The organism is Pimelobacter simplex (genome assembly GCF_900114845.1).
Classification (GTDB): Bacteria; Actinomycetota; Actinomycetes; order Propionibacteriales; family Nocardioidaceae; genus Nocardioides; species Nocardioides simplex.
Map to the genome: position 1 here is coordinate 242,320 of NZ_FOUK01000004.1, position 16,967 is coordinate 259,286.

General features: G+C 73.0%; 15 protein-coding genes. 11 read left to right on the top strand and 4 right to left on the bottom strand.

Annotated features, from left to right (window positions below):
• The first annotated feature begins 73 nt into the window (after positions 1–73).
• Positions 74–661, top strand: a complete 588-nt coding sequence (locus BM223_RS17990; protein WP_038682947.1) for a PadR family transcriptional regulator — start codon at positions 74–76, stop codon at positions 659–661.
• A 61-nt stretch (positions 662–722) separates the two neighbouring features.
• Entirely contained in the window at positions 723–1,808 is a 1,086-nt protein-coding gene (locus BM223_RS17995) for an inositol-3-phosphate synthase (RefSeq protein ID WP_038682950.1), read from the top strand.
• Positions 1,809–1,869: 61 nt separating this feature from the next.
• Here BM223_RS17995 and BM223_RS18000 read toward each other — a convergent pair whose 3' ends face one another.
• Positions 1,870–2,931, bottom strand: coding sequence for a substrate-binding domain-containing protein (locus tag BM223_RS18000; protein ID WP_038682952.1), 1,062 nt, complete (start codon positions 2,929–2,931; stop codon positions 1,870–1,872).
• A 105-nt stretch (positions 2,932–3,036) separates the two neighbouring features.
• Between BM223_RS18000 and BM223_RS18005 the strand changes: the two genes are divergently transcribed.
• On the top strand, positions 3,037–3,450 hold the full coding sequence (locus BM223_RS18005) for a MarR family winged helix-turn-helix transcriptional regulator (RefSeq protein ID WP_052139190.1): 414 nt from the start codon (positions 3,037–3,039) through the stop codon (positions 3,448–3,450).
• A gap of 59 nt (positions 3,451–3,509) precedes the next feature.
• Positions 3,510–4,718: an acetamidase/formamidase family protein gene (locus BM223_RS18010; RefSeq protein ID WP_141267433.1), complete on the top strand. Its 1,209-nt coding sequence runs from the start codon at positions 3,510–3,512 to the stop codon at positions 4,716–4,718.
• 53 nt (positions 4,719–4,771) lie between these two features.
• On the opposite strand, the gene BM223_RS18015 is transcribed toward BM223_RS18010, so the two are convergent.
• From BM223_RS18015 to BM223_RS18025, 3 genes are all read right to left on the bottom strand, one after another.
• On the bottom strand, positions 4,772–5,890 hold the full coding sequence (locus BM223_RS18015) for an endonuclease/exonuclease/phosphatase family protein (protein WP_052139191.1): 1,119 nt from the start codon (positions 5,888–5,890) through the stop codon (positions 4,772–4,774).
• A 35-nt stretch (positions 5,891–5,925) separates the two neighbouring features.
• Positions 5,926–6,414: an SRPBCC family protein gene (locus tag BM223_RS18020; RefSeq protein WP_038682954.1), complete on the bottom strand. Its 489-nt coding sequence runs from the start codon at positions 6,412–6,414 to the stop codon at positions 5,926–5,928.
• Between the two features lie 77 nt (positions 6,415–6,491).
• A complete protein-coding gene (locus tag BM223_RS18025) occupies positions 6,492–7,895 on the bottom strand; it encodes a CCA tRNA nucleotidyltransferase (RefSeq protein WP_082004051.1) in 1,404 nt (467 codons plus the stop codon).
• Between the two features lie 198 nt (positions 7,896–8,093).
• Between BM223_RS18025 and BM223_RS18030 the strand changes: the two genes are divergently transcribed.
• From BM223_RS18030 to trxA, 7 genes are all read left to right on the top strand, one after another.
• Positions 8,094–10,313, top strand: a complete 2,220-nt coding sequence (locus BM223_RS18030; RefSeq protein WP_038682956.1) for a DUF6049 family protein — start codon at positions 8,094–8,096, stop codon at positions 10,311–10,313.
• A complete protein-coding gene (gene murJ / locus BM223_RS18035; protein ID WP_052139192.1) occupies positions 10,310–11,995 on the top strand; it encodes a murein biosynthesis integral membrane protein MurJ in 1,686 nt (561 codons plus the stop codon). The genes BM223_RS18030 and murJ overlap by 4 nt, the downstream gene beginning before the upstream one ends.
• Before the next feature lie 45 nt (positions 11,996–12,040).
• On the top strand, positions 12,041–13,963 hold the full coding sequence (locus BM223_RS18040) for a protein kinase family protein (protein ID WP_052139193.1): 1,923 nt from the start codon (positions 12,041–12,043) through the stop codon (positions 13,961–13,963).
• Positions 13,953–14,636 (top strand): RNA polymerase sigma factor SigM, encoded by a 684-nt coding sequence (sigM, locus tag BM223_RS18045; protein ID WP_075018667.1) that lies wholly within the window; start codon positions 13,953–13,955, stop codon positions 14,634–14,636. The genes BM223_RS18040 and sigM overlap by 11 nt, the downstream gene beginning before the upstream one ends.
• Before the next feature lie 44 nt (positions 14,637–14,680).
• On the top strand, positions 14,681–15,514 hold the full coding sequence (locus tag BM223_RS18050; RefSeq protein ID WP_038682957.1) for a hypothetical protein: 834 nt from the start codon (positions 14,681–14,683) through the stop codon (positions 15,512–15,514).
• A 78-nt stretch (positions 15,515–15,592) separates the two neighbouring features.
• Positions 15,593–16,582, top strand: coding sequence for a thioredoxin-disulfide reductase (trxB, locus tag BM223_RS18055; RefSeq protein WP_038682959.1), 990 nt, complete (start codon positions 15,593–15,595; stop codon positions 16,580–16,582).
• Positions 16,583–16,630: 48 nt separating this feature from the next.
• Positions 16,631–16,963: a thioredoxin gene (gene trxA / locus BM223_RS18060; RefSeq protein WP_038685706.1), complete on the top strand. Its 333-nt coding sequence runs from the start codon at positions 16,631–16,633 to the stop codon at positions 16,961–16,963.
• The last annotated feature ends 4 nt before the right edge of the window (positions 16,964–16,967 follow it).

Below are 16,967 nucleotides of genomic sequence, written 5' to 3' on the forward strand. Positions count from 1 at the left end.
TGCGCGAACGCCACCGACACCCTCGATCCATCGAATGTTCACGTTTCGCGGATATATCGCTACGATAGATCGCATGGCACGGCGCGGGGACACCATCGAGCTCGCAGTCCTCGGACTGCTGCACGAGGGACCCATGCACGGCTACGAGCTGCGCAAGCGGCTCAACCTGATGCTCGGATGGGGCCGCCTGCTGTCGTACGGCTCGCTCTACCCGGCGCTGAAGAAGATGCTCCGCGGCAACCTCATCGAGGAGGTCGTCCCGTCGGGTCCCCAGAGCCGGCGGCAGCGGATCGTCTACGCGGTGACCGAGCTGGGCACCGCCGAGTTCTCCCGCCTGATGTCGGAGGTGGGTCCTGCCGCATGGGAGGACGACAACTTCGACATCCGGTTCCGGTTCTTCTCCTCCACCGACATGGAGATCCGCCTGCGCGTCCTCGAAGGACGTCGCTCGCGGCTGCAGGAGCGCCTGGACCGGGTGCAGCGCGAGCTCGCGATGACCCAGAAGGAGGTCGACCGGTACGCCACCGAGCTGCAGCGGCACGGTGTCGAGTCGGTCGAGCGCGAGGTCCGGTGGCTCTCCGACCTCATCAACGCCGAGCGCGGCGCGCAGGGCAACGGCGCCGCCGCTCCCGAGGCGCCGTCGTCGGCGCCCTCCACCTGACAGACACCCCCACCCACCTGAGCAGTCAGCAGTCATGAGTACCAAGGAAGGAACACCCCCAATGGGTTCGGTTCGAGTAGCAATCGCGGGCGTGGGCAACTGCGCCACGTCCCTCATCCAGGGCGTGCAGTACTACCGGGACGCCGATGCCTCGAGCACCGTCCCGGGGCTCATGCACGTCCAGTTCGGCGACTACCACGTCGGTGACGTCCAGTTCGTCGCCGCGTTCGACGTCGACGACAAGAAGGTCGGCAAGGACCTGTCCGAGGCCATCAACGCCTCGGAGAACAACACGATCAAGATCGCCGACGTCCCGACCCTGGGTGTCGAGGTCCAGCGCGGCCCGACGCTCGACGGTCTCGGCAAGTACTACCGGATGACCATCGAGGAGTCGGCCGCCGAGGCGGTCGACGTCGTCCAGGCGCTCAAGGACGCCGAGGTCGACGTGCTCGTCTCCTACCTCCCGGTGGGCTCCGAGGAGGCCGACAAGTTCTACGCCCAGTGCGCGATCGACGCCGGCGTGGCCTTCGTCAACGCCCTCCCCGTCTTCATCGCCTCCGACCCGGTCTGGGCCAAGAAGTTCGAGGACGCCGGCGTCCCGATCGTCGGTGACGACATCAAGTCGCAGGTCGGCGCCACCATCACCCACCGCGTGATGGCGAAGCTGTTCGAGGACCGCGGCGTGACGCTGGACCGCACCTACCAGCTCAACGTCGGCGGCAACATGGACTTCAAGAACATGCTCGAGCGCGAGCGCCTGGAGTCCAAGAAGGTCTCCAAGACCCAGGCCGTCACGTCCAACCTCAACGGCCCGCTGGCCGGCGTGGGTGCCGACGACCGCAACGTGCACATCGGCCCGTCCGACTACGTCGCGTGGCTCGACGACCGCAAGTGGGCCTACGTCCGCCTCGAGGGTCGCGCGTTCGGTGACGTCCCGCTCAACCTCGAGTACAAGCTCGAGGTCTGGGACTCGCCGAACTCGGCCGGCATCATCATCGACGCCGTCCGCGCGGCCAAGATCGCCAAGGACCGCGGCATCGGCGGCCCGATCATCCCCGCGTCGGCGTACCTCATGAAGAGCCCGCCGGTGCAGATCGAGGACACCGAGGGCCGCTCGCAGCTCGAGGCCTTCATCAAGGGCGTCTGAGCACCTCGCTCGTCCCACGACCCCGTGCCCTTCCGGGTGCGGGGTCGTGGCTTTTTCTGCCTCAGGCCGGCGCCAGCGAGGCCAGCACGTCGAACTCGTAGTCGTCGGCCCGGGCGATGTGCACGTCCTGGTACGACGACCCGGCGCCCAGCCGCACCGTGCCGCGCGGTCCGTCGTAGGTGACGCCGTGCTCGGCGATGGCGGCCAGCATCCGGGCCGGGTCGGCGCTGCCGACGGCGCCGGCCGCCGCGGCCAGGGCCAGGATGCCCTCGAAGCAGGACTCGGCGGCGTTGTTGAGCGCCGGGGCGCCCGGCCCGAAGCGGTCGGCGTACGAGCCGGTGAAGTCCATCGCCGATGCGGTCACCAGGCTGTTGAAGTAGGCCGCCGCGACGTAGAGGTCGCGGGTGGCGCCGGCGCCGGAGGCGAGCAGCATGTTCTCCTCCATGAGCGGGCTGAACCGGATCAACCGGTCCTGCAGCCCACCGGCCGCGAACTGCCGGTTGAACAGCACCGCGTCGCGCCCGACCAGGAGCATCACGACGCCCTGGGCGTCGCTGCGGCGCACGTCGTGCAGGACGCCGCGGAAGTCACGGCAGCCGTAGCGGACGAACTCCTCGTGGACGATGTCGAGCCCGGTGGCGCGCGCGTAGTCGCGGATCACCCGGACCGTGCGCCGCGGCCAGACGTAGTCGGCGCCGACCACCGACCAGCGGCGGATGCCGAGGTGCTCACGCAGCCAGGCCAGCCCCGGCGCGACCTGGAAGGACGGCGTCTCGCCCGGGCAGAGCACGGCCTCGCGGTCGGCGCCCTCGTGCAGCGAGGTGTAGACGTACGGGACGCCCAGCCCGGCCAGCACCGGCGCCATGTGCTGGCGCACCGACGAGATGTGCCAGCCGACCACCGCGTGGATCCGGCCGGCGGCGACCGCCGCGGCGGTGCTGTCGCAGAACTGCTCGAGCGGGGCGCCGGCGTCGAGCACCTCGACGTCGACGGGGCGCCCGAGGATGCCGGTGCCCTGGTTGAGCTGGGCGACGGCGAGCTCGGCGACCTTCTCGCAGGAGGGCCCGAAGATCCCGCCGGGACCCTGCAGCGGGATCGCCAGCCCGACGCGGAACGGCTCCACGCGCCACCCCCTCTGTCCGGTCTCGCCGCGGCAATAGCACCGAATGGAATAGTTTGGGAGTATGGAGCGTCGCACCGCACGGGTCAAGGGAGAGGGGACGCACTGATGGCAGCCACACTCGGGGAGCTCGCCAGCCTGCTCATCGGCCGCGCCTCGCGGCTGGAGCGGGCGATCGGCGCCGCGCTCTCCGGCACCCCTCTCGGCGCACCGCACTGGCTGGTGCTGACCGCCCTGCACGGCCGCGCCGACGGCGCCACGATGAGCGACGTCGCGCAGGTCGTCAGCCTGCCGGCGGCCACGCTGACGCGCAGCGTCGACCGGCTCGTCGACCACGCCCTGGTGCACCGCACGCTCGACGGCGCCGACCGGCGCCGGGTCCTGGTCGGACTGACCGACCGCGGCCGCACGACGTACGACGAGCACCGGGCCGCCGTCGAGGCGGCGCTGGCCGCCGAGCTCGACGCGCTCGCCGGCTGGGAGCGCGAGGCGCTGCGGGGGCTGCTCGCCCGCACCCCTTGATTTACTTCCAAATGGAAGTAATGTGCTCCGCGTCACCCCCGACGAACGGAGCCTCAGCCATGTCCAACACCACCGACTTCACCCGGTCCGGCGTCTCCCGCTTCCCCGACCGCGACCTCGGCGTCCCGCGCTTCCGCTGCGAGGTCGGCGTCCCGCTGGCCGAGCAGAAGCACCTCGGCCACAACCGCTGGCACCCCGACATCCCGCCGCTCATCGAGGTCGGCCTCGGGGACGAGCTGATCCTCGAGAGCGGCGGCTACGACGACTACCAGCTCCGCGACGTCGACGACGACCAGGACATCCACGCCTTCGACCTGACCCGGACCCACCCGCTGACCGGGCCGGTGAAGGTCGACGGGGTCAAGGCCGGCGACCTGCTCGTCGTCGACATCCTCGACGTCCAGCCGCTCTCCGGCATCGGCTACTCCAACATCCTGCCGGGCATGGGCGGACCGCTCGCGGCGGACTTCCCCGACGGCTACAAGACCGTCTGGGACCTGCACGGCCTGTTCGCGACCAGCCGGCAGATCCCGGGCGTGGAGATCCCGGCGATCAGCCACCCCGGGATCATCGGCGTCGCCCCCTCGCACGACCTGCTGCGCACGTGGAACGAGCGCGAGGACCCGTTCATCGCCGACGGCCTCGCCGCCCCGCGCGCCGACGCCCGCGACACCGCGGTGCTGCGCGACCTCGAGGGGGAGGAGTGGGCCCGGGTCGCCGAGACGGCCGCGCGCACCATCCCGCCGCGCGAGAACGGCGGCAACATGGACATCAAGAACCTCTCCCGCGGCTCCCGGGTCTACTTCCCGGTCTTCGTCGACGGCGCGCTCTTCTCCAGCGGCGACTTCCACTTCGCCGAGGGCGACGGCGAGATCACCTGGAACGCCATCGAGATGGACGGCGTCGGCTGGTACCGCTTCGGCGTGATCAAGGACGGCATGGCCCGCTACGGCGTCCGGACACCGATGTTCCGGCCCTCACCTGTCGACCCGCAGTTCGGCACCCGGTACCTGTCCTTCACCGGCCTCTCCGCCGGCGGCAAGGAGCAGCGCTACCTCGACACGACCATGGCGGTGACCCAGGTGGTGGAGCAGGCGATCGAGTACCTCGGGAAGTTCGGCTACAGCCCGGAGCAGGCCTACACGATCATCTCGGTGGCGCCGTGCGAGATGCACGTGGGCGGCGTGGTCGACATCCCCAATGCGGCCGTGGTGCTGAAGATCCCGCTCGACATCTTCGACCAGGACATCCTCCCGCAGCCGAAGTAGCCCTCGCCGCGACGGGACGGACCCGGGTCGGGTCAGGTCAGGTCGGGGTCGGGCTACTCGCCGATCTTGAAGCAGCCGAGCTCCTTGCGGAACTCGACCCGGGTCCACACCGCGCGGTGGTCGGAGATCGCCGAGCGCAGCACCGCCGACTGCAGCGGCGTGAACCAGCCGTCGTGCAGGACGTAGTCGATCCGGTTGCGCGGGGCGCGCGCCGGGACGGTGTTCCCCGACCCGGTGCCGACCGCCCAGACGTCGCCGAGGCCGGCCGTGCGCAGCACCTGCAGGGGCGCCGTCCCGGGGCCGGCGTTGAGGTCGCCGCCGAAGATCTTGGGGTTCGGGTCGGCCGCCAGGATCTGCACGGTGGCGCGCGCCTGCGCCATCCGGGCGGTGCCGGCGCCCTGGTCGAAGTGCGTCGAGTAGACGCTGATGGTCGTCCCGTCGACGTTGATCGCCGCGTGCAGCAGGCCCCGCTGCTCGCGCCCGCCGGCGACCGGCAGGAGGGTGTTGCGCCACGTGGTCACCGGGAACCGGGACAGGATCGCGTTCCCGATCGGCCCGGAGCGGCCGCTGCGCTGGTTGCCGCCGTAGACCCAGTTCAGACCGGTCGCCTCGCCGAGCGCCTCGGCCTGGCGGATGCCGCCGGTGCGCGAGCGGCCCTCGTCGACCTCCTGGAGCAGGACGACGTCCGCCTTCCAGGAGGTGATCTCCTTGGCGATCGCGCGCAGGTCGACCCGCTCCTCGGGCGTCGCCGCGTGGTGGATGTTGAACGAGAGCACCGTCAGCGGCCGCTTCAGCGGGGCCGACGGGCACAGCGACGACGGGATGCTCGGCAGCGGCGGCAGCGGCTCGCCCCGGGTCGGCTCGTAGCCCGACGACGGGGGAGCGGGGACCGTGGTCGCCTCGCTGCCGCTCCCGGGGCCGGCGCCGGGCGGCTGCGCCGGGTCGTGCGCACCCTGGACGACGAACACGATCCCGACCACCAGCAGCACCACGACCGCCGCCGCCACCGTCGCCACCTGGACCGCCGGGCTCGCCCCGGGGGCGGCCTTGGGTGGCGCTGGCTTGGGTGGCGCCGGCTGGGGCTGGGGCTCGTCGGGAGCGGGCTCGTCGGCGGCGGGCTCGTCGGCGGCGGGCTCGTCGCTGTCCGGCTCCGGCGGACCCTCGTCGTTCACGGGGCTATTCAACCGGGCCGGCGGTCAGGACCGGATCAGGCCGGGGTCTCGGCCTCGGCCTTGATCCGCTCGAGGGTCTGCCGGATGCCGCGGCGCAGCTCGTCGGTGAAGCCGTCCTGGCCGCCGAGCACGATCTTGGTCAGCACCATCGAGAGCCCGGACACGCCGTCCGGGGTCTCCCGGCGCTCGGTGAGCCGGGTGCCGCCGTCGGCGGTGGGCTCGAGCTCGAAGGACCACACCGTCCGGTTCTCCTTGATCCGGAAGGCGAAGTCACCGGGCGTCGTCGCCGTCGGCGGCTGGAAGCGGACCACCTTGCCGCCGGTGGGCCAGCGCTTGATGCCCTGCTTGTTGAGGTTGCTGAAGCTCGCGCCCAGCTTGACCACCCCACCCTTGACGGTGGACTTCACCACCTGCGGGCTGCGCCGGGACATCGCGGGGATGTCGGTGACCAGGCTCCACACCTTGTCGGTGGGCGCGGCGATCTCGATCGAGTCCTCGATCAGCTTCTCGTACGTGTCGGCCATGGCCGGACGCTACCCGCAAGTAGCAGACCGACGGTATGTGAGCCGCGCCACAGATCCGCCGAGCAGCCCCGACGACGTCAGTCCCGCGCGGCCCACCACTCCCGCAGCGCCGCGGCGGCGTCCTCGGGAGCCATCGGCCCGTTGTCGAGCCGCAGGTCGAGCAGGAACCGGTAGGCCTGGCCGACCTCGCGGCCGGGGCCGATGCCGAGGATCTCCATGATCTGGTTGCCGTCGAGGTCGGGCCGCAGGGCGGCGAGCTCCTCCTCGGCGGCCAGGCGGTCGATCCGGGCCTCCAGGTCGTCGTAGGTACGGCGGAGCCGGTCGGCCTTGCGCTTGTTGCGGGTGGTGCAGTCGGCGCGGGTGAGCACGTGCAGGCGCTCGAGCTGGTCGCCGGCGTCGCGGACGTAGCGGCGGACGGCGGAGTCGGTCCACTCGCCGGAGCCGTAGCCGTGGAAGCGCAGGTGCAGCTCGACCAGGTCGCCGACGGCGTCGGTCTGGTCGTTGGAGAAGCGGAGCGCCTTCATCCGCTTGCGGGTGAGCTTGGCGCCCACGACGTCGTGGTGGTGGAAGGTGACGACGCCGTCGTCCTGGAAGCGGCGGGTCCGCGGCTTGCCGACGTCGTGCATGAGCGCGGCGAAGCGGGAGACGAAGTCGGGGCCCTCGGGGAGGCCGGCGCGGGCGGCGAGGCGCGGCTCGAGGTCGATCGCCTGCTCCAGCACGGTCAGGGTGTGCTCGTAGACGTCCTTGTGGCGGTGGTGCTCGTCGCGCTCCAGCTTGAGCGCCGGCAGCTCGGGCAGCACGTGGTCGGCGAGCCCGGTGTCGACGAGGAGCGCCAGGCCGAGACGGGGGTGGGGGGCGCAGATCAGCTTGACCAGCTCGTCGCGCACCCGCTCGGCGGAGATGATGTCGATCCGGCCGGCCATCTCGGTCATCGCCCGGACGACGTCCGGGTCGACGGTGAAGCCGAGCTGCGCGGCGAAGCGCGCGGCCCGCATCATCCGCAGCGGGTCGTCGGAGAAGGACTGCTCGGGGGTGCCGGGGGTCCGCAGCACCCGGTGGGCGAGGTCGACGACGCCGCCGAACGGGTCCTCGAGCTCGCGGCCGGGCAGCCGCACCGCCATCGCATTGACGGTGAAGTCGCGCCGTCCCAGGTCGCCGGCCAGGCTGTCGCCGTACTTGACCTGCGGCTTGCGGCTGTGGGGGTCGTAGGCCTCGGAGCGGTACGTCGTCACCTCGACGACCCAGTCGCCCTTGCGGCAGCCGATGGTGCCGAAGTCGCGCCCCATGTCCCACCAGGCGTCGCCCCAGGCCTTGAGGATCTTGTCGGTCTCGTCGGGCAGTGCCGAGGTGGTGAAGTCGAGGTCGTTGGAGCGCCGTCCGAGCATCGCGTCGCGCACCGGGCCACCGACCAGGGCCAGCTCGTGGCCGGCCGCGGCGAAGCGGGCGCCGAGGTCGTCGATGACCGGGGCGATCCGGTCCATCTCGGCGGCGACCGCGGCCTGCACGTCGACCAGCCGCAGGGGCGCGCCCGGCTCGCCCGGGGCGGGCTGCGGCGTGGGGTCGTCGGAGGCGTCGGTCACGGGCCGCAAGTCTAGGGCGGAGAGTCCAGGCCGGGACCCACAGGTGGTCCCACTACCCTCGGGACCGTGGTCCGCCCTTCCTCACGCCTGCTCCGAGGCGTGGCGACCCTGCTCCTGATGGCGCCGGCCGGCGTCGCCGCGGCCCCCGCGCCGAGCGCGTCGGCGACCCCCGGCACCAAGGCGTACGACGCCCCGCTCGAGGTCACCATCGACGACCTGGCGCCGGGAGTGCTGCCCCGCACCGGGCCGATCACCGTCTCCGGAACGGTCACCAACGTCGACCTCGAGGAGTGGACCCACATCCGCCTCTACCCGATGTTCGGCGCCTGCGCCTCGTGCGCCCCGCAGATGACGACCGAGGCCGAGCTCGCCACCGCGTCCGGCAGCGACCCCGAGGCGTTCGTGGGCGAGCGCTACACGCAGAGCCCGGTGGCGCGCGCCGACATCGGCACGCTCGGTCCCGGCGAGACGCTGCGCTACTCCTTCAAGATCCCGCAGCAGGTGCTGCGCAGCGCGATCCCGTCGCCCCGGCCGGGCGTCTACTGGTTCGGCGTCCACGCGCTGGGGGCGAGCACGTCGGTCGGCGACGACGACAAGGCCGACGGCCGGGCCCGGACCTTCCTTCCCTACCTGCCGCCGTCGACCGACGCGCGCATCGACGCCGCGGTCGTCGTCCCGCTGCGCGGCCGGATCGCGCACGCCGCCGACGGCGAGCTCGGCCGGACCGTCGCCTGGGAGCAGGCGCTCTCGCAGGAGGGGACGCTCGGCGGGCCGCTCGCGTTCGGCTCCGCCCGCGGCACCGACCCGGTCACCTGGCTGCTCGACCCGGCGCTGCCCGACGCCGTCGCCCAGCTGGCCCTGGGCAACCCGACCCGCGAGGTCGAGCCGGTCGCTCCCGACGACGAGCCGTCCAGCAGCGACGACCCCACCGACGACGAGAGCCCGTCGGGCGACGCCGGCGAGGGCGGGGACGACGCTGCCGAGGTCGGCGGCGCGACGCTCGACCCGGACAGCCCGGTGGTCGCCGCCGCCGAGACCTGGCTGCGCCAGGCGCGCAGCGCGCTCACCGGCGGCACCGTCGCGCTCCTCCCGTACGGCGACCCGGACCTGGCCGGCGCCGCCAGCACGCTGCCCGACCTGTACGAGACCGCCCGCGAGCACAGCTCGCCCACGCTGGCCGCCTGGGACATCGAGGGCACCCCCGTCGTCGGCGCGCCCAACGGCTACCTCGACGCCGACGCCATCCGCAAGGTCGACGACGGCGCGGTGCTGCTGCTCGGCGACCAGATGTTCCCCGAGGAGACGTTCTCCGGGCGCGCCCCCGTCGGCGGCCTGGTCGGCAACCGGCCGGTCGTGGTGACCAGCGCCGGCGCTGCCCGCGGCGGTCCCGGCCCGGACCCGGCGCAGGCACCCGTCGCGCTGCGCCAGCGGCTGCTGAGCGAGGCCGTCGTCCGGGTGCTCGCGGCCGGCGCCGACGAGGACCCCGAGCCGATCACCGTCGTCGTCCCGGCCAGCATCGACGCCGCGGGCGCCCGCTCCTTCTGGGCCGGGCTCGACGACCAGCCGTGGCTCAACCTCGTCGACCTGCCCTCCCTGGTGAGCTCCGGCAGCGCGAGCGGCGGCACCGCGCAGGACCGCCAGGTCGACCCCGACGAGCTGTCCTACCCCGACGGCCAGCGCGACGCCGAGGTCCCGCCGTCGGTCTTCGCCGAGGCCGGCGCGCTGATCCGCTCCGGGCGGACGCTGCAGAGCATCCTCGGCAAGGACTACGCCATCGGCGACACCCTGGTCGGCGAGGCGCTCACCGGGACCTCGTACGACGTGCGCGACGACGTCGACGCCGGACCGCGCCTGGCCCGCTCCCGCGAGTGGGTCGACGAGCGGCTCGACGGCGTGACCCTCGACGCGCCCCAGGGCGTCACCCTGTCGAGCACCTCGGGCAGCTTCAACATCGCGGTGCGCAACACCCTCGACCAGCCGGTCACCGTCCGGATCGAGGCGAGCACCGACCGCGAGGCGACGATCAAGGCCGCGAACCCGATCGTGCTGCCGGCCAACAGCCGCGCCTCGGTGCCGATCAGCGCGGACATGAGGGGGCCCGGCGTCCACAACGTCCGGCTCCGGCTCACCGACGCCGACGGCAACCCGCTCGGCACCGAGGACGAGCTCCCGATCCGCTCGGGCCAGGTCGGCGTCGTGATCTGGGTGATCATGGGCACCGGCGCCGGCATCCTCTTCATCGCCATCGCCATCCGGCTGGTCCGCCGCTTCCGCCGCCGTGGGGAGGCCGAGCCCGCGGACGCCGGGGCCACCGCATGAGCGACGACAGCACCACCGGCGAGCAGCGCCGGATCCTCGCCAACACCGCGGTGATGGCGGCCGGCACGGTCGTCTCGCGGCTCAGCGGCTTCGTCCGGCTGACCCTGCTCGCCGCCGCGCTCGGCGTGGGCCTGCACGCGGACATCTTCACGGTGGCCAACACCGTGCCCAACATGCTCTACATCCTGCTGGCCGGCGGCGTCTTCAACGCGGTGCTCGTGCCCCAGCTGGTGCGCTCGATGAAGAACGACGCCGACGGGGGAGCGGCGTACATCAACCGGGTGGTCACGCTCGCCGGGCTCTTCCTCGGCATCGTCACCGTGCTGCTGGTGGTGGCCGCGCCGCTGGTCATGCGGCTGATGCTCAACAGCGACTTCAACGGCCCCGAGCTGGCCGCGCAGCGGCAGTCGGCGATCGACTTCGCCCGCTACTGCCTGCCGCAGGTCTTCTTCTACGGCATGTTCGTGCTGGTCGGGCAGGTGCTCAACGCCCGCAACCGGTTCGGCCCCATGATGTGGGCGCCGATCGCCAACAACGTGATCTCGGTGGCGGTCATCGGCGCCTACCTGTGGATCTACGGCCCGGCCACGGCCGCCCAGCAGCGCGGCGCGTTCAGCACCGACCAGGAGCTGCTGCTCGGCATCGGCTCCACCGTCGGCATCGCCGCCCAGCTGCTCATCCTGATCCCGTACCTGCGGGCCGCGGGCGTGCGCTACCGCCCGCGCTTCGACTTCCGCGGCGTCGGCCTGGGCCACACGCTGCACCTGGGCATCTGGACCGTCCTGTTCGTCGTCGCCAACCAGATCGCGTACGTCGTCGTGGTCCGGCTCGCCTCGGGCGGCAGCGCGGGCGCCGCGGACGGCACCGGCATCACCATCTACTCCGGCGTGATGCTGCTGGTGATGGTGCCGCACTCGGTCATCACCGTCTCCCTGGCCACCGCGATCCTGCCCCGCCTCTCGGCCGCGGCCGCCGCCGGCGACATGGGCCGGCTCGCCACGACGCTGAGCAGCACGATGCGCACGGCGCTCGCTGTCGTCGTCCCGTTCGCGGCGCTGCTGCCCTCGATCGCGCTGCCCCTGGCCCAGGTCGTGTGGGGGCACGGCGCGAGCGCGGCGAGCTACTACCGCTTCGAGTCGTCGATGGTGCTCTTCGGCTTCGCCGTCGTCGCGTTCACCGTGCACTACCTGGTGCTGCGCGGCTTCTACGCCCTCGAGCTCAACCGGCTCGTCTTCTTCGTGCAGTGCGCGGTCGCCGCGACCAACATCTCGCTCGCGCTGCTCTTCGTCTCCCGGGTCGACCCGTGGGACACCGCGCCCATGCTCGTCCTCGCCTACGGCGGCGCCTACACGGTCGGCGCCCTCATCTCCACGCTCGTCCTGGTCCGCCGGCTGCGCCGCGGTGGCGCGCCGTCCACGGTCCGTCCCTGGCTCGGGTACGCCGGGCGGCTGCTCGGCGTCGCGGTGATCGTCTTCGCCGTGGCCCGGTTCCTCGACATCGTCGTCACCGACACCGTCGTCGAGCTCGTCGGGACCGACCCGCACTGGGCCTTCGCGGCGCTCGAGGTGGCCGTGGTGAGCATCGGTGCGGGCGGGACGCTGCTCGGCGCGGCCCGGCTCCTGCACCTCGACGAGGTGACGTCGGTGGCCGGCACGGTCCTGGGGCGGCTGCGGCGGGGCTAGGGTGACTAGTGTCCTCTCACGAGGAGCGATCACGAGGGGGATCGAGTGGCGACGTCGACGCGGTCGGGGGATGTCCTCGCCGGCCGCTACCGGTTGATCGACCTGCTGAGTGAGAGCGGCGGCGGGCGATTCTGGCGTGCCCACGACAACGTCCTCGAGCGCTTCGTCGCGCTCCACGTCATCGCCGAGGACGACGACCGCGCGGTCGGCCTGGTCGAGGCGGCGCGGATCTCCGCGCGGGTGCTCGACCCGCGCATCCTGCGCGTCCTCGACGCCGAGGAGGAGCAGGGCCGCTGCTTCGTGGTCAACGAGTGGGGGACCGGCATCTCCCTCGACATCCTCGTCACCCACGCCGGCCCGCTCGACCCGCGCCGCGCGGCCTGGCTGGTCGCCGACGTGGCCGGCGCGCTGGCCAAGGCCCACGCCGCTGGGGTGACCCATGGCCGGCTCAACCCCGAGAACGTCCTCATCGACCGCTACGGCTCGGTCCGGATCATCGGCATGTGCGTCGACGCCGCGCTCCACGGGCTCTCGCCCGGCGACGTGCGCAGCGACCTCGAGGACCTCGGCGGGCTGCTCTACTGCGCGCTCACCGGCACCTGGCCCGGCCCGTCCGGGTCGATCGTGCCCGCCGCCCCCCGCGAGAGCGGCGTCTTCCTCAGCCCGCGGCAGGTGGTGGCCGGCGTCCCCAAGCCGCTCGACCTGCTCTGGCGCGAGTTCGACTGCCGCAGCATCCACGGCCGCCGGCTGCTCGGCGCCGAGCACCCCGACGTCAGCTCGGCCGAGGCGATCGCTGCCGAGCTGCTCGCCTTCGTCGGCGACCCCACGGGGATGCCCGAGGCGCTGGCGCGCGCCGTCCCGGCCATCAACGAGCTGCGCCCGGTCTGGCTGCCGGCGCTCGCCGATCCGCTGCCCCACGACTCCTCGCGCGACGACCTCCCCGTCGTACCGGACGAAATGGTCGCCGCCGAGCCCGATGAGCAACCAGATCGTCCGGTACGACGGGAGCCGGCCGAGCCCCCGATCGCCGACGTCGACGACGGCCCGCCCATCCCGCTCGTCACCGAGCTGCCCACCGAGGCCGGGATGCCGGTCTTCGACGACGACGACGTCTCCTGGCTGCGCACCCGCAGCACGCCGCCGCCCCCACCGCCGCCGTTCGAGGAGCCGCCCGAGCGGCCGCTGTTCGCGCCCGACCCGCCCGGCGGCGCCCGCCGTCCGCGGATCGCGCCGGTGCCCTCCGAGGCGCCGGTCCCCGTGGGAGCCACCGACTACTGGCCGTGGGAGACCGGCGGCGGCGGGGGAGCCGGCGCCGACGACGACACCGCCGAGGACGAGCGCGTCCCCGGCCGCAGCTGGCTGCGGCTGGCGATGGCGGTCGGCCTGGCCGTGCTGCTGCTCGTCGCGGTCGCGATCGCCTTCAACCTCGGCCGTGGCCGGACCGCCCTGGGCGGCGACCCCGACGCCGACCGCACCCCCAGCGAGACCGCCAGCGCGACGACCGCGCCCGGCACCGTGCTGCCGGTGGCCAAGATCCGCGACTTCGACCCGCTCGGCACCGACGGCGGCGAGGAGAACCCCGACAGCGTCGGCAACGCCATCGACGGCGACCCGGCCACCACCTGGCGGACCTCGACCTACACCGACCAGCTCGGCCCCCGCGCACCCGCGCTCAAGCCCGGCGTCGGCCTGCTGCTCGACCTCGGCAAGGTCCACACCCTGCGCTCGGTCGACATCCGCGCGACCCCGGGCGAGGCGACCGTCTCCCTCTACGCGTACGACGACCCGCCGGCCCAGGCGCCGACCGGCGACCCGGTGGCGACCACCACAGGATCGGGCCGGCTGAGCCTGACCCCGAGCACCACGACGGCCCGGGGCCGCTACCTTGTCCTCTGGTGGACGGTGTTGCCCGCGGTCGACGGGGGCTTCCGGGCAGAGACAGCTGAGGTGGTGGTCCGTGGCGAGTGAGCTGTCGGACGCCGATCTCCTCTCCGCCCACGTCACGGGCGATCCCGATGCGTTCGGCCTGCTCTTCGCCCGGCACCGCGACCGGCTCTGGGCCGTCGCGCTGCGCACCTGCGGTCACCCCGAGGTCGCCGCCGACGGGCTCCAGGAGGGCGTCGCCGCCGCGTTCCGGCGCGCGGACTCGTTCCGCGGCGAGGCGGCCGTGACCACCTGGCTGCACCGGATCGTCGTCAACGCCTGCCTCGACCGGCTCCGCGCCGAGAAGGTACGGCGGGCAGAGCCGCTCCCCGACGACCTCGACGAGGCCGGCCGGGCGCCGCGCGCGACCGTCGGCACCGAGCTCGACCCTGCCGAGCAGGAGCTGGTCGCCGAGCGCCGGCGGCAGGTGCTCGATGCCCTCGCCACCCTGCCCGCCGCGCAGCGCGCGGCCGTCGTCCTGGTCGACATGGAGGGCTACTCCGTCGCCGAGGTCGCCCAGATCCTCGAGTGCGCCGAGGGCACGGTCAAGAGCCGCTGCTCGCGGGGCCGGGCGCGGCTCGCCGTCCTGCTGGCGCCGCTGCTCGGCGACGACGACGTGACCACGCCCACCCGGCCGAGCGGGAACCCTCCCGCCCCGCCGGACGTCGGACCGATGACCTCGCGCGGACCACCCGCCGGCACCGCCACCGTCGACTGACCCGCGCCCGGTCCCCTCCGGACCCACCAGCAACGAGAGCCCCGATGACCGACACCCCCGAGCACGACCCGCCGCTGAGCCCCGCTCAGGAGGCCGCGGTCCGGCGCGCCCTGGCCGAGGCCGGCGGCCCCGAGCCGATGCCCGACGAGGTCGCCGGCCGGCTCGACGCGGTGATCGCCGGGCTGTCCGCCGAGCGCACCGGCAGCGCGCTCCCGCCGGGGGGCGTGCCCGAGAACCACCCCGAGGCGCCGGCCGTCATCCCGCTCGACCCGGCCGCGCGCCGCCGTCGTACCCGGGCCCGGGTGCTGCTGGGCGCCGCCGCGGCGGTCGCCGTCGTTGCCGTCGGGGTCGGCATCGCCAACGACCACGGGGTCGGCGCCGACGACTCGGCCGCCACCGCCGACCAGCTCTCCGAGAAGGACCCGGCCCGCTCCGCCGAGGGCGCGGGGTCGGCCGACTCCCCCAACGCGGTGCAGGACGCCGACCCGAGTGCCCCCGCCTACGGCTCCCAGGGCGACCTGGGCTCGACGTCCACGCTCGAGAGCCAGGCCGGCGCGACGCCGCGCCGGGTGCCCACCGACGAACCGCTGCGCACCGTCCGGGTCGACCGGCTGCGCGAGGACCTGATGGCGCTGCAGCGGGTCACGCTGCCCGCCGCCGCGGCCGCCGACTACACGGGCACCACGCTCGCCGTGCCCCCGGACTTCCTGTGCGCGGAGGCCTCCTACGGGCCCGGCCAGCTGGTCGGCGTCCGGTACGACGGCAAGCCGGCCGTGGTCGCCTTCCGCGCGCCGGTGGGCTCGACCCAGGAGGCCGAGGTGCTCGCCTGCGGCACCGGCGACGTCCTGCGCTCGATGACGCTGGCCACCCAGGACTGAGCCCCGCTGGAGCGCGGGAATGCCGGCGCCTACCATCGGGTTTGCTCAAGAGCCGTCTTTCCTCTGCCTGGGAGTCCCATGTCCGAGTCCGCTGTGACCACCACCGAGCCCCGCAACGTCATCGTCGTCGGGTCCGGTCCCTCCGGCTACACCGCAGCGATCTACGCCGCGCGGGCGCAGCTGAACCCCCTCGTCTTCGAGGGCTCGGTCACCGCCGGCGGTGCGCTGATGAACACCACCGAGGTCGAGAACTTCCCCGGCTTCCGCGACGGCATCCAGGGTCCGGCCCTGATGGACGAGATGCGGGCCCAGGCCGAGCGCTTCGGCGCCGAGCTGATCGCCGACGACATCGTCGAGGTCGACCTCACCGGTGACATCAAGGTCGTCAAGACCGCCACCGACACCTACACCGCCCGCGCGGTGATCCTGGCGACCGGCTCGGGCTACCGCAAGCTCGACCTGCCCAACGAGGAGAAGCTCTCCGGCCGCGGCGTCTCCTACTGCGCGACCTGCGACGGCTTCTTCTTCCGCGAGCAGCACATCGCCGTGGTCGGCGGCGGCGACTCCGCCGTCGAGGAGGCGACCTTCCTGACCCGCTTCGGCTCCAAGGTCTCCCTGATCGTGCGCCGCGACGAGCTGCGCGCCTCGAAGATCATGCAGGAGCGCGCCTTCGCCGACCCCAAGCTCGAGATCATCTGGAACTCGGTCGTCGACACCATCAACGGCGACGACTCCCTCGCCTCGCTGACCCTGAGCGACACGGTCACCGGCGAGAAGTCCGAGCTGCCCGCGACCGGCCTCTTCGTCGCCATCGGCCACATCCCGCGCTCCGAGCTGCTCGTGGGCCAGGTCGACCTCGACGACAACGGCTACGTGCTCGTCCGGCCCGGCTCGACGGCGACCAACATCCCCGGCGTCTTCGCCGCGGGCGACCTGGTCGACCACACCTACCGCCAGGCGATCACCGCCGCCGGCACCGGCTGCTCGGCCGCCCTCGACGCGGAGCGCTACCTCGCCGAGGTGGCCCACGTCGCCGCGACGGCGGGGAATGTCCCGGCCGACGCGTAGGTTCTACCACCAGACTTCACGTTCACCAGATCCGAAGGGGTGCCCACCGTGGCCGACAACATCTCCGCCGTGACCGACGCCGAGTTCGACGCGCAGGTCCTCAAGTCCGACAAGCCCGTCCTCGTGGACTTCTGGGCCGAGTGGTGCGGCCCGTGCCGCCAGGTCGCCCCGATCCTCGACGAGATCGCCGGCGCGCACGGCGACAAGATCAGCTTCTACAAGCTGAACGTCGACGAGAACCCCGTCACCCCGGCGTCCTACCGGGTCACCGGCATCCCGACGATCAACGTCTACCAGGGCGGCGAGGTCGTCAAGACCATCGTCGGCGCCCGCCCCAAGGCCGCCATCCTCAAGGAGCTCGACGAGTTCATCAACGTCTGACGGG